General features: G+C 36.5%; 13 protein-coding genes. 11 read left to right on the forward strand and 2 right to left on the reverse strand.

What is annotated here, in order from left to right; translation table 11 throughout:
* Positions 1-31 precede the first annotated feature (31 nt).
* From RNZ46_RS16600 to RNZ46_RS16620, 5 genes are all read left to right on the forward strand, one after another.
* Positions 32-571, forward strand: coding sequence for a DUF6452 family protein (locus tag RNZ46_RS16600; RefSeq protein WP_316983290.1), 540 nt, complete (start codon positions 32-34; stop codon positions 569-571).
* Complete coding sequence (locus RNZ46_RS16605; RefSeq protein ID WP_316983291.1) at positions 537-1,265, forward strand: DUF6048 family protein; 729 nt, start codon at positions 537-539, stop codon at positions 1,263-1,265. Before RNZ46_RS16600 ends, RNZ46_RS16605 begins: the two co-directional genes overlap by 35 nt.
* A 23-nt stretch (positions 1,266-1,288) precedes the next feature.
* A complete protein-coding gene (locus RNZ46_RS16610; RefSeq protein WP_316983292.1) occupies positions 1,289-2,137 on the forward strand; it encodes a glycerophosphodiester phosphodiesterase in 849 nt (282 codons plus the stop codon).
* Positions 2,138-2,324: 187 nt separating this feature from the next.
* Positions 2,325-3,344 carry a hypothetical protein gene (locus RNZ46_RS16615; RefSeq protein WP_316983293.1) on the forward strand — a complete coding sequence of 340 codons (1,020 nt, stop codon included), beginning with the start codon at positions 2,325-2,327 and terminating at the stop codon, positions 3,342-3,344.
* A 244-nt stretch (positions 3,345-3,588) separates the two neighbouring features.
* The gene (locus RNZ46_RS16620) at positions 3,589-5,655 is read left to right on the forward strand and encodes a M48 family metallopeptidase (protein WP_316983294.1); all 2,067 of its coding nucleotides are present in this window, start codon (positions 3,589-3,591) and stop codon (positions 5,653-5,655) included.
* Between the two features lie 75 nt (positions 5,656-5,730).
* Here RNZ46_RS16620 and RNZ46_RS16625 read toward each other — a convergent pair whose 3' ends face one another.
* Entirely contained in the window at positions 5,731-6,888 is a 1,158-nt protein-coding gene (locus tag RNZ46_RS16625; RefSeq protein ID WP_316983295.1) for a THUMP domain-containing class I SAM-dependent RNA methyltransferase, read from the reverse strand.
* A gap of 242 nt (positions 6,889-7,130) precedes the next feature.
* On the opposite strand from RNZ46_RS16625, the gene RNZ46_RS16630 reads away from it, so the two are divergent.
* The 3 genes from RNZ46_RS16630 (at position 7,131) to RNZ46_RS16640 (ending at position 9,182) form a co-directional block, all read left to right on the forward strand.
* Complete coding sequence (locus tag RNZ46_RS16630; protein WP_316983296.1) at positions 7,131-7,862, forward strand: class I SAM-dependent methyltransferase; 732 nt, start codon at positions 7,131-7,133, stop codon at positions 7,860-7,862.
* An 83-nt stretch (positions 7,863-7,945) separates the two neighbouring features.
* Positions 7,946-8,620, forward strand: a complete 675-nt coding sequence (locus RNZ46_RS16635) for a ZIP family metal transporter (protein ID WP_316983297.1) — start codon at positions 7,946-7,948, stop codon at positions 8,618-8,620.
* A gap of 133 nt (positions 8,621-8,753) precedes the next feature.
* Positions 8,754-9,182, forward strand: coding sequence for a DUF4268 domain-containing protein (locus RNZ46_RS16640; protein ID WP_316983298.1), 429 nt, complete (start codon positions 8,754-8,756; stop codon positions 9,180-9,182).
* A 102-nt stretch (positions 9,183-9,284) separates the two neighbouring features.
* Here RNZ46_RS16640 and RNZ46_RS16645 read toward each other — a convergent pair whose 3' ends face one another.
* Entirely contained in the window at positions 9,285-9,779 is a 495-nt protein-coding gene (locus RNZ46_RS16645; protein WP_316983299.1) for a GNAT family N-acetyltransferase, read from the reverse strand.
* A gap of 182 nt (positions 9,780-9,961) precedes the next feature.
* Here RNZ46_RS16645 and RNZ46_RS16650 point away from each other — a divergent pair, with 182 nt between their 5' ends.
* Genes RNZ46_RS16650 through RNZ46_RS16660 form a run of 3 tightly spaced genes read left to right on the forward strand, consistent with a single transcriptional unit; the run spans position 9,962 to position 13,949 of the window.
* Complete coding sequence (locus tag RNZ46_RS16650) at positions 9,962-11,767, forward strand: DUF1800 domain-containing protein (protein ID WP_316983300.1); 1,806 nt, start codon at positions 9,962-9,964, stop codon at positions 11,765-11,767.
* 5 nt (positions 11,768-11,772) lie between these two features.
* Entirely contained in the window at positions 11,773-13,191 is a 1,419-nt protein-coding gene (locus tag RNZ46_RS16655) for a DUF1501 domain-containing protein (protein WP_316983301.1), read from the forward strand.
* Positions 13,188-13,949 (forward strand): discoidin domain-containing protein, encoded by a 762-nt coding sequence (locus RNZ46_RS16660; protein WP_316983302.1) that lies wholly within the window; start codon positions 13,188-13,190, stop codon positions 13,947-13,949. The genes RNZ46_RS16655 and RNZ46_RS16660 overlap by 4 nt, the downstream gene beginning before the upstream one ends.
* Positions 13,950-14,081: the final 132 nt, after the last annotated feature.

A 14,081-nucleotide genomic window follows, 5' to 3' on the forward strand; every position in this document is an offset into this window, starting at 1 on the left:
GTTATCGGGAAGGAATCCATCAAATTTAAGAATGAAATATTTTAAATATCTATTTTTACCATTATTGGTAATTGGAATTACGGCAAGTTGCGAGCGCGACGATATTTGTCCCGAAAGCACCTCGACCACACCCAGTTTAATTATTGACGCTTTCGATGTTGATAATCAGGAGGATGTCAAGAACGTGTTCGGTTTGGTGGTCGCCGGAGTTGGAAACAACAAGGTGTTGTCCGGATACGCTATCACAACCACAGCCAACCTTGTTCTACCTCTAAAAACCACTGAGGACACCACACAATTCGTATTGATAAACGAAGCAACGGTAAACGATAACGGTACGCCCAATGATACCTCAGACGATTTTTATGACGGCAACCAAGATGTAATAACCATAAGCTACACCCGCGAAGAAGTATTTGTTTCGCGTGCCTGCGGTTACAAAACTATTTTTAAAGATGTTGAAGTTGTTATTGAAACCGATACCGACAACTGGATACAATTAATACAATCTGTAAATAACCCACAATCTGTAGAAGATGAAACAGCGACACATTTTAACTTATTTCATTAGCAGCACGTTTTTACTGCTATTTTGTGTTTCTGTAAATGCGCAAAACGACAGTATTCCCAATGCGGTAAACGACTCAATAAAAATCAAACAAAAATACGGACTTCGGGTTGGTGCCGATATTGGTAAATTGATTAGAACGGGTTTTGACGACGAGTATACCGGTTTTGAAATTGTTGCCGATTACCGACTTAAAAAGAAACTTTACATCGCTGGAGAACTTGGTGTTGAAGAAAAAAACAACGCAACCGATTATTTAGACATCACCACCAAAGGGAGCTATTTTAAGGGCGGCATCGATTACAACGCCTACCAAAACTGGCTGGATATGGACAATATGATTTACTTTGGGTTTCGTGTTGGCGCCAGTTCGTTTAGCCATACTTTAAATAGCTTTACGGTTTATAATACCAACCAATTTTGGGGTGAGCAACTTTCGTCTGATGTTCCGCAGGAATTTAATGGCTTAACCGCTATTTGGGCAGAACTTATTATAGGTTTAAAAGCTGAACTTTTCAATAATTTATACATGGGTTTAAATGTGCAGCTCAAAGTTTTGGCAAGCGAAACCGAACCGGGTAATTTTCAAAATATATACATTCCCGGATTTAACAAAACCTACGATAGCAGTCGTATTGGCGTAGGCTACAGCTATACCATTTCGTATCGCATTCCACTTTACAAAAAGGACAAATAGTTGGCTTATAATTCATTTTTAAAATGAAGAAAATAGTAAAAATCATTAGCAGCATTTTGGTATTGGGTGTTGTTTATGTATGCCTATCCATTTCGCCTATTTTTTTTCAGGACTTTTCAAATGAAACACGCCGTGATTTTTTAATAACTTCCCATCGAGGTGCCGCACAACTAGCACCCGAAAACACAGTCTCATCGGTTAATGCGGCTTTAATACATCATCCAAATCGAATTGAAATTGATGTGCAGCAAACAAAAGATGAAGTCGTGGTTTTAATGCACGATACCACTTTAGACCGAACCACCAATGGCACGGGACTAGTAAAAGAAAACTCATTTTTAGAGCTTACAAAGTTGGATGCGGGTTCTTGGTTTTCAGATGATTTTTCAAATGAAAGAATACCGACTTTAGAAACCATTATTAAGTTGATTGACGGCCAATGTGAATTAATTATCGAGATTAAAAAAGGCAACGATTACTATCCAAATATTGAAAAAAACATCGTAAATATTATAGCAAAATACAAGGCCGAATCTTGGGTGATTATCCATTCCTTTGATTCTGAAGTTTTAAAACGCGTGCATCAATTAAATCCGAATATTACATTACATAAATTGTTTGTGGGCAAATTAAAATTTATGCCTTTTATTGTTTCAAATCAATTTGAATCTTTCAATATTGATAAACAGCCGTACATAAAAGCATACAGTATAAATTATGCTTTCGCCAATCGCGACATCATCAATTTTTTAAAATCCAATGGAAAAGAAGTTAATGTTTGGAATTTAAATAACGTCGATTATGCCAGAGAATTAATTTCACTTGGGGTTGATGGCATTATTACCGACAATCCTACTTTGCTAAAAGATTAGCTGCATAATTCTTTAAATTAATACCTGCTTTTATAAATATTTGCAACATAAATAAAGTTATTGTACTTTAGATTACTCCCTTTTTTCATATAGCATACACTTGTGATATACAGGTTTTTAAACATACGTATCACGCATTTGGAATACCAAAATATTTCAAAATAAAAGCCATTAATCCAACAATACAATGACCATGAAAACCAATCCGCATCCCTCAAAAGTCCCTTTCATTTTTAAATTAACCCTGTTGTTTATCGTGTCGTTCCTGTTAACTTCTGCAAGCTCTAAAAGTGATTACCAATCAGATTCATCTTCAAAAAACGACTCAGAAAATATCACTTTTAACGCTAAGGGGCTTCATTTTGAAACCGTATTAACCAATATTTTTAAAGGTAATTTTATCGATATTCCTTTTGATAGAGACGAAACCACGTTTGTATTGCTTTTTAACGCTTACGTAACCACTTACGCGAAACATTGCACCTCGAGTTTGCCGGTTGATAAAATTGAGTTAACACGACCGGAATGCGTTAAAGAGCGCGTAACCACAGATGGTTATGGTTGGGAAATTAGCAGAGTTTGTGTGGAATGGATTGATGTTGGAATTGGATTATACGCGGCGCCGGAAATGTTTAATACCAAAGTAATTCTTGATAATTTACAGGCTGGTGATGCGTTTCGGAATATGTACAAAATGATGAAACAGGACAACCCTATTGGAATAGCGTCGAGCGTTTTAAACAATTCGCAAGCTGCCGATGCCGATATGAAAGCCCTGCTTAAAATGAATGGTTGCAAAAGCGCAGGACTTATGCGATTTCAAGACAATTTACGACTTTTTGCGTTGGGTAAACAACCGATTCCGATAAGCGGAAAAGCTAAAGCTGTCGTATCTTATAAAAACCAAAATTTGACAAAACTCGCCGAAGATTTGGTATTTGAACACTCCAAAACATGGGCCATGAACCGCTACCAACGCGGAAGCATTACTAGCGTTGCTGAAATAAAAGACAGCCAAGGCAAACTTATTGAAATACGAAGCAAATATGTGTACCAAGGTTTTAGCGGACGCAGCAATGGCTCGGTGCGAATAACCTTTACCGATGGCTTACCCGAATGTCTTTATTTTTTCGATTTCCCTAATGCATGCCGTACCGCCAACCGTAAAATTGTGGCGCAGTATGCGGGTGGTAATTATCAAAAATAATATTGGTTTTATTGTAATTCTTAACTAAATAATGTCACGTCATTGCGAGGAGGCACGACGTGGCAATCTGTTTATCGTTTTCTGAATATCTCAAATAAATTGTAAGAGCTTAATTTAAAAATCACTTCGTTATACGTCTTTCAAAATAGCATTATTACAAAAATACTTACATGTATATTGTTTTTTAGTAAGAAAATTCTAAATTTAGGCATTGAAAATTTTGTAAGCTTTAAAATTAAACTACATGATAAACAAAGACGTTGCCTTATCTACCGAATTTAAAACCCAAACAAAAAAAGCCATTACATCTATTGTAATTTTCGCCATTGTATATTTTATAATTTTCGTGCTCGCATTGGGCTTAACGGCATTTTGTGTTTATTTCGGTGTTATGTTAATTGTTACGGTTCCTGGCTTAGTAACCATAGCTCTGGGCTTGGGTCTTGCCAGTTTAGGGTTTTTAGTCACCTTCTTTTTACTGAAATTTATTTTTAAAAAGAATAAAATTGATCGTTCGCATTTAACCGAAATTACAGAAAGCGAGCAACCCGAACTTTTTAAAATGATACATGATATTGTAAATGAAGTGGGCACAACATTTCCAAACAAAGTGTTTATCTCCTCCGATGTTAATGCATCCGTATTTTACAACTCCAATTTTTGGAGCATGTTTCTGCCCATTAAAAAAAACCTGCACATCGGACTCGGTTTGGTAAATACGATTCACACGAGCGAATTAAAAGCGATTCTCTCTCATGAATTTGGGCATTTCAGTCAAAAAACAATGAAGGTGGGCAGTTATGTGTATTACGTAAATCAAGTTATTTTCAACATGCTTTACGATAACGAAGGCTTTGATAAAATGGTTCAACAATGGGCAAATGCCAGTGGTTATTTTGCCATTTTTGTAATTGTTGCAGTAAAAATTGTTCAAGGTATTCAATGGATTTTACGCAATATGTACGAGTTTGTAAACAAGAATTATTTAGGACTATCGAGAGAAATGGAATTTCATGCAGATGAAATCGCAGCAAACGTAACGGGTTTCGAGCCCTTAAAAAGCGCACTGCTAAGAATGAATTTAGCAGATTATTCGTTTAACGCCGTAGTCGGTTTTTACGAAGGAAAGATAGCTGAAAATATAATAAGCAAAAATGTTTTTAAAGAGCAGTATTACTTACTAAATTTCTATGCCAAAGAAGATAATTTGCCTTTAATTGATGGACTCCCAGATATAACTTTAGATGAGTTAAATAAATTTAACAAATCCAAATTGGTGATAAAAGACCAATGGTCGTCTCACCCAAGTACCGAAGACCGTATTTCGCATTTAGAAAACACAAAATTATCGGTTACATATACTGCCAATGAACTTGCCAATACCCTATTTAAAAATATAGAAACACTGCACGAAACATTTACCACAAAAATGTTTGCCGAGGTAAAATATGAAGAAACGCCCAAAACACTATCCTTGGACGGTTTTAAAGATGAATTTAAAAAAGAACATCTAAAAAACACTTTTTCAAAAGTATTTAATGGGTATTACGATAACAAAACACTAGTTCCTTTTGAAATAAATGATATTGATGAAAACGAAGAACTACCAGCAACTGTAGATGCTTTATTTAGCGATAAGCACGTTAATAGAAATTACGAAGCTCTGGCTTTACAAAACGACATTGAAACCATTAAACAAATAAAAGATAAAACGATTAAAGTAAAGACTTATGATTATGATGGAAAGAAGTACAACGCTAAAGAAAGTGCTGCGCTAATAAACCAACTTCAAAACCAGTTAGATGCTATAAACGAAAAGATTAAAGCAAACGATATTAATATTTTCAGGTTTTTTAAACAGGCAGAAATCAATAATAACCCTTCAAAATTAACCGAACTTTATACCACATTTTTTGAGTTTGATAAGGAGTTTGATTCTAAGTTTAAAATTTACACCGAGTTATCAGATAAACTGCAGTTTATTAATGTGACCACGCCTTACGAGCAGATAAAATCTAATTTTATTAAAGTAAAATCGTTAGAACGAAAACTAAAAGAAAACATAAAGCAGTTTACCGCCGATGACAAATACAAAACAGAAATTACTAAAGATATAAAAGAGAGTTTTGAGACATACTTACTAAAAGAATGGCTGTATTTTGGTACTCAAAATTACATTGACAAAAATTTAGAAACCCTATTTATGGCTTTAAATAATTATGCCTATATCCTATCAAAAGGATATTTTTTGCATAAAAAAGAAGTGCTGGATTATAAAGTATTGTTATTGGATAAGCTTGAAGTTGCTTAAGGTAATTGTTAAATAAAGTAATATTAAACACCAACATTTATTTATTGATGAGATTCCTGCCTGCTTCGGCATTTGTTACTTCAAATACTTCCCTTTTTTACTGCCTTCGTACATGACATACTTAACTAAACGCGATTCCAATTTTGCATTATAGAGTTGTATTTTCCGCGAGGGTCGTAACCCCACATGTTTAAGCGCATCGAGATTAGAGGTAATAAACCAAGCATCGGTGCCTGGGTAATTTTGCTTTAGGGTATCGCCAATATTCGCGTAAAAAGATTCCATATCTAGGTTTAAACGCTCGCCATACGGTGGGTTAAATACCATGTGCAATTTTTGGTCGCCACCTTTTTGGGTTTTAAAGAAATCTTCGTGCTTTACTTCTATAAAATCTTCTAATTGGGCATTTTTTACGTTTTCTTTGGCTTTGGCTACCGCACTTGGTGCTTTATCGTAACCTATTATTTTATGATGAAAATCGCGGGTTTTACCCAATAAGGATTCTTCAATTTTTTCAAACAAATCCACATCCCAATCTTGCCAACGTTCAAAGGCAAACTCCTTGCGCATCAGGTTTGGAGGTATGTTGCAGGCTATCATCGCCGCTTCAATAAGCATGGTGCCCGAACCACACATGGGATCCATAAAATCGGACTGCCCGTCCCAACCGGACAGCATAATTAATCCGGCTGCCAATACCTCGTTTATGGGCGCAATATTGGTGGCGGTTTTATAGCCGCGTTTGTGCAGCGAATCACCCGAAGAATCTAACGAAATGGTGCATTGTCGCCTATCGATATGCACATTAATTTTTAGGTCGGGGAATTTTAAATCGACGTTGGGCCGCTGTCCGTCGGTATCTCTAAATTTATCGACAATCGCATCCTTTGTTTTTTGTGCTATGTAAAGCGAATGCGAAAACAAATCGGAATGTATCGTCGCATCAACAGCCAGTGTTCCTGTGGGTTTCAGGTATTGCGACCAATCCATGGCATAGATTTTATTGTATAAATCTTTTTCGCCATTTACGGTAAACGAATGGATGGGTTTTAAAATTTTAATAGCGGTACGTAACCCTAAATTGGCTTTGTACATAAAGCCCTTATCGCCCGAAAAAGCGACGTTTCGCACTCCTTTTTTTACGTGTTGCGCACCCAATTGCGTGAGTTCGTTTGCTAGTATATCTTCAAAACCAAATAAGGTTTTGGCCACCATGTTGAAATTTTCTTCCATTTTTTACGTCGAATAGATTGCAAAAATAACGTAATTTTGCACAAACTAACTAGCAATTGCAGATAATGGGTTAAGGATTGATGCGGCATCCTTTTTTGTGCCAATTATATTGTTTGATTGTAACCTGAGTTTTGATAAGTTCAAGTTACATGATGAGATACTGAAACAAGTTCAGCACAAGAAAGATATAGCGGAAAGCCTGACCCCCGAACATTTCTCGGGGGTAACCCCACAAAAATAATATGAACAACAATACTACTAAATGGTTTAAATCGTGGTTTGACACGCCTTTTTACCACATTTTATATAAAGATAGAGACGATACCGAGGCGCGTGCTTTTATGGATACGCTCACCAATTATTTGAATATCCCCGAGCATGGTACTATTTTGGATTTGGCTTGTGGCAAAGGCCGGCATGCCCGGTATTTAAACAAAATGGGATACGATGTTACGGGTGTTGATTTGAGCGAAAACAGCATTGTGTTTGCGAAACGGTTTGAAAATAACAGCCTCCGTTTTGAGGTGCACAACATGTGCCAACCTTACCACAAACAGTTTGATGCGGTGTTTAATTTGTTTACCAGTTTTGGGTATTTTGAGAATGACGATGACAACCTAAGCACGATCAAAGCCATTAAATCGAATTTAAACGATTTTGGTTTTGGGGTGATTGATTTTATGAATAGCGAATTTATTATTGATAATTTAGTGCCCGAAGAGGAAAAAACGGTTGATGGTATTACCTTTTATTTAAAACGTTATGTGGATAAGGGTTACATTATAAAAGATATTTTGTTTACCGTAGATGGCGAAGACTATAAATTCCAGGAGCGTGTTAAGGCCTTTACTTTAGCCGATTTTGAAACGATGTTTGAAGCTGCCGACGTGCATTTATTGGATGTTTTTGGCGATTATAAATTGCATAAATTTAATGCCAAAACATCGGAACGTTTAATAATGATATTTAAATGATTTTATTAAAAAAATTGTTATTGAGTGATTATGTAAATCAGTCAAACCCAATAATTAATAACTCAATAACTATTTAAAAAAGAATGAATAAATTTTTATTTCCTGTATTAGCTGTTGTTTTGGGTGTGCTTATTGCCAGCCTTAGTAAGTATAAAAAAACCTGGAACACCAAGCTCCTACTCTCTTTTAGTGGTGCTTTTTTATTGGCACTAACCCTTTTTGAGTTACTGCCCGAAGTTTATCACCATTTAGATGCAAAGCTTACCGGATTGTACATTATGTGCGGTATTGTACTGCAAATTGTTTTAGAACTTTTCTCGAAAGGTGCCGAACACGGACATGTGCACATCCATAAAGACGAAACCGATTTTCCGTGGTTATTGTTTATCAGTTTGTGTATTCACAGTTTTTTAGAGGGTTTCCCCATTCACGAACACAACGATATGCTTTATGGCGTTTTGGTGCATAAAATACCCATTGCCGCTTTAATAAGTATGTTTTTGTTTCAGTCTAATTTCAACAAACTACAAATCACAATGTTTTTAATTGTATTTGCGATAATGACGCCGTTGGGAACGTATATCTCGAATACCTGGGAAGCCATTATAGATTACGCACACATTATTAATGCTATTGTAATTGGTATATTTTTTCATATTTCTACCACTATTTTGTTTGAAAGTGGTGAAGGCCATAAGTTTAATTTATCGAAATTTATTGCCATTATTTTGGGTATTGGTGTGGCTTATTTAATATAATTTACCATGTCCTGCGAAAGCAGGAATCTCATCAATTTAAACTTAATTTGTGTAAAGTGGATTCCTGCCTTGGCAGGAATGACTAATAAACTGATTCCCTTCTTCAAGGGAATAAAAAAAGGTAATATTTTAAATGTTTTCAAAAGAAGAATCACGATTATTACGACAAGAATTCTGGACGAGTTTCGGGAAATCGTTTCCACGGAAGTGGATATTATACAACACCAAATTAAAAGGATTCTCATTTAAATTTTATTTTGATACCAAATCTGCTTTGGTGGCTTTGGATGTTGAAGATGATTTAGAACACCGCATAAAATATTGGGAAAAACTATTGGCTTTAAAATCGATTTTAAAAGATGATTATTTGCCGGAAGCTATTTTTGAGGAAGCATACCTCTTAGAAAATCATAAAGAAATCTCTAGAATTTATGTGCCGTTGGAACAGAAAGTATCGATACATAATAAAAACTCGTGGCGCGATGTGATGGAATTCTTCAATGAAAAAATGACTTTGTTTGAAGCTTTTTTTGAGGAATATAAAGATGTTATTGATGGATAATCGTTATTGTGAACGTAGGTAAAGCTACCTGTTTAATTTTAGTTCGAATTCAATTTAAAAAGATTACCACGTCGCTTTGCTCCTCGTAATGATGGCTACAATTTAAACCCTTTTCTCCATAATAAAATCGTCCATAACAAAACCATTTCCAATATCGGTTACAAAAGTGTGTATCTTTTCAAATCCCAATTTTTCATAGGCTTTAATGGAGTTTGTATTGTTAATATTTACCCCAAGTCTAATGGCTTTTAACTGATATGCCTTTGCTTTTTCCTCAGCTTTCAACATGGCCGCTTTTCCTATTTTTTTTCCTCTATGGGAACGCAACACATAAATTTTGCTTAAAAACAGATAGTCCCTTTCCTTTTTAATGCCAAGGTAACCCGCTGGTTTTTTATCAAAATGCATGATAAAATATTCAAAACCTTCGTTTTCAATTTGATTTTGTATGGCTTTGGCCGATTGAAACTTATCGAGCATATAATCAATCTGCGGCTTCCCAACAATGGGAATATAATGTTCGCGCCAAATGGTATCGGCTAAGTTTTCCAATAAAACATAATCGGATTGTTTATTGGCTACAGTAATCTTTATCATATTACATCTTAAAATTCATTAGTCAAATAAAATAATAATTAATGAATAAAAGTTAGTTGGCGAAAAATCAAAATTGTAGTTCATCGAAAAATATAGCTATTCATCTGATTTTTAGTTATATTTGATGGCTTAGATACCAAATCCAGTTTCCTTTTTTACTAAGCAACGCTATAAATTGCCTTATGAAAAAACTAATACTCTTCTTATTTGTAAGTCTTCCTATTTGCATTTTTTCGCAGGAATACAGAGATTATTTAGGTGCAGGACATAGCAATGGCATAAGGGTAACTTCCAGCAATCAGCAAAACAGAGCGGGCTGGATAGAAACCGCCCACCCAGAAAACACGATAAACGGCCGGGGTTTGGATGCGCGTTTATTGGAAACTTCACGGTTTTTGGCACAAGCCTCTTTTGGTGCCGATTTAAACTACATAAAAGCCGTTGCCGAAAACTCTTTTGAAGATTGGATTGATGCCCAATTCAGTTTTAATTCACCATCCATGGGCGAGCTTACTCAAAATGTTTACGATGAGGCCCTTTCAATTTTTGTGGCAAATGGCGGTAATGCTGATGATTATTTTGGTCCGTATTGGCCACATTTTCAATACGCTTGGTGGCAAAGTAATATTGGTAATGAGGATTTACTCCGCCAAAAAGTAGCACTGGCGTTAAGCGAAATTATGGTGATTTCAAGAAACTCAAGCCTCGGTGATTACGGTGTTGGGTTGGGCGATTTTTATGATGTTTTAAAAGATAATGCCTTCGGAAATTTTAGAGACCTTTTAAGAGATATAACCTTGCATCCCATGATGGGGATTTACTTAAGTCATTATAACAACCCAAGAAGTTTCCCTGATGAAAACATACATCCGGACGAGAATTTTGCTAGGGAAGTTATGCAGCTGTTTTCCATTGGTTTGTACGAACTCAACCAAGACGGGAGCTATGTTTTAGATGGCGAAGGCAACAGAGTGCCCACTTACGATAACAACGATATAAAAGAATTTGCCAAAGTATTTACGGGGCTTGGCGCCGCAGCGGTTAACGAAAACCCTTGGGGTGTTGTACCAAGATTTGGAGTAAATCAATATTTAGCGAAAAAAGATGTCCCCATGGCAATGTACGATGAATGGCATCAACCGGGAGAAAAAAAATTATTGAATGGCTTAGTCATTCCCAGTGGGCAATCTGGAATGCAAGACATTGAAGATGCTATCGACAATCTGTTCAACCATCAAAACACAGCGCCGTTTATAGCCATACGTTTAATTCAGCAAATGGTAAAATCCAATCCATCGCCCGCTTATATATCTCGAGTTAGCGCTGCTTTTAACAACACAAAAGGTGTTAGGGGCGATATGAAAGCGGTAATAAAAGCCATTTTATTGGATGAAGAAGCCAGAAGTTGTAGTTGGATTGATAATCCGTCAAGCGGAAAATTAATCGAACCCATGGTGCGCTATTTTAACATTACGAGACAAATTGATTTGGACAATAAAAGCGGATTAAATTGGAATGTGGGCTACAATTTTTATCAAGCCACAGGGCAATCCCCGTTAGCGGCACCACATGTATTTAATTTTTATTTACCGGAATATGTGCCCAATGCCGAATTTACCGCAGCAAATCTTGTTGGCCCCGAATTTGAAATCCATAACTCTGCATCAAGTATCGCTTTTATAAATGAAGTTGATTTATGGACATATCCGCAATATTATTCCGTTTTAAACACTTGGGATTTAGATATTGAAGACACACCTTTAGATTTTGAAGTTTTAAAATATTTTGCAAAAGACAGCGAGGTTTTGGTAAATCAATTAGATAAACTATTCACACACGGTCAATTATCAGATGAAACCAAACGCGTGATAACCGAAGCTGTTGATGGCATTGAAAATTTTGGTGGCGATTTTGACTATGAATTTTATAGAGTAAAAATGGCACTCTATCTTATTTTGATAAGCCCAGACTATGCGATTCTTAAATAAAACCAATGAGCAAAGAAAAACATAATATTTCCAGACGAAAATTCCTTGGCGATTCCTGTGCTGCACTGGGTTATACAACCTTGTTTTCATCTTTAATCAACCTTAAAGCTATGGCTGCTTCAGCTATGGATAATTCGTCTCTAATCACCAATATGGGCGGTGATTACAAAGCCTTGGTGTGTTTAATGCTTGGTGGCGGCAACGATTCTTTTAATATGTTGATGCCAAAAGGCACTAATGAATATAACGAATATGCCACAACACGCTCCAATTTAGCCATACCGCAAAACGATATTTTACAGATAAATCCCAATACTTCTGATGGAAGGGTTTTTGGAGTGCATCCGTCAATGCCCGATATGCGGCAACTATTTGAAAACGGTAATTTGGCTTTTCTTTCAAATGTGGGCACGCTTATTGAGCCTTCAACAAAAACCGATATACAGAATAATGTGGTTAAAACACCACTTGGTTTATTTTCGCATGCCGATCAAATACAGCAATGGCAAACGGGAAGACCACACGAAAGAACCAATATTGGTTGGGGCGGAAAAATTGCAGACCTTGTTCAGTCCATGAATTCCAACCAGAATATTTCCATGAATATTTCCCTTAGGGGCAGTAACATTTTTCAGCGCGGAGACCAAATTATTCCCTACGCCATTAGCAATCAAGGTAGCGTTGGCATTAATGGTTATGGCGACACCAATCTTTTTAACACATTACGTACCGAAGCTTTAAACTCCATGTTGGAAAGAGATTATCAAGATATTCTTAAAAACACCTATAAAAATACCATCAAATCTTCAAACGAGGCGAATTTAGAATTTCAATCGGCCATTGATGGCGTTTTGGATTTTAACACGCCGCTTCCCGAATACAATAATTTGGCAAGACAACTCAGAATGGTTGCAAAAACCATTGCGTCCAGAGATACTTTAGGGTTTTCCAGACAGATATTTTTTGTGCAGCTCGGGGGTTGGGACCATCATGATGAGCTCCTTATAAATCAAGCGGGTAAATTAGCGCAAGTGAATGAAGCTTTAAAATATTTTAGCGATTTAATGACCGAATTAAACACGAACGATTGCGTTACAACCTTTAGCGTTTCGGATTTTGCACGAACCCTAACATCAAACGGAAATGGCACCGACCACGCTTGGGGCGGCAATGCTTTTATGATGGGTGGCGCCGTAAACGGAAAGGAAATCTATGGCGATTATCCGGTTTTGGCCTTAAACAGCGATGCTGATTTTCAAGACGGTGTGATGATTCCCACCACGGCAGCCGATTTATATATGGCAGAATTGGCACTTTGGTTTGGTGTATCCGCATCAGAATTAAGTACTATTCTCCCGAACATTTCAAATTTTTACGATACAAACTCCGGTGTTCCGCCATTAGGTTTTATGAATATGACATGATGAAAAAAGGCCATTTATACATATTGATTTTTGCGTTTTTGAGCACGCCGTGTATTAGCGCCCAATGCTACCCAGACCGCCATAGCACCAATTGGTTTGATGGCTGGGTGTCTTGCGAAAAATCTCCAAACCCCATTGCATCTTACGGCGAAACCCACTGGATTATGTACGATTTGGGCTATGATTATGTGTTGAATGAAACCAAACTATGGAATGCCAACGAACCCAAAAACCTAAATTATGGCATCAATGACTTTAATGTTGATTATTCTTTAGATGGGGTTACGTGGACCAACTTAGGCGCATTTAACTTAGAACAAGCTTCGGGTTTATCGACTTACGAAGGTGCCGAAGGCCCCGATTTTAACGCCACCAAAGCACGCTATGTATTAATTACACCAACCTCAAATTTTGGCGGCGATTGTTACGGATTTAGCGAGTTGAAAATGTCGATAACCGATCCGTTTTTAGTGATTGAGGAAGCCGATGTTTTTAATGCGATGGCATACCCAAATCCGTTTATAAACAATGTGACTTTACGTATGGTTTCTTTAGATGAAAGCGCGCCGGTAAACTATGCATTATACGATATTTTAGGAAGAACCATTATCAGTAACACGTTTAACATGAGCGAAGGCAACGACACTTACGAATTGCCCTTGCAAGGAAATACACTTTCAATAGGAATATATATTCTGAAAATCAGGGAACTATATATAAGTTTACACCAGAAAGTAAAGTTGAGTTTCGCACGTTGAAAATATTGTTTTTTTTGAAGTATGTAAGTTGTCTAATCCTCTCTATCGACCGCCACTAATTCAGCAGTAATCCAAGATTGAGCGTCTTGCCGACTTGTAAAGTCTAATTAGGTTCTTACCATGTAAAAGAAC

It is taken from the genome of Hwangdonia lutea (genome assembly GCF_032814565.1).
GTDB lineage: Bacteria > Bacteroidota > Bacteroidia > Flavobacteriales > Flavobacteriaceae > Hwangdonia > Hwangdonia lutea.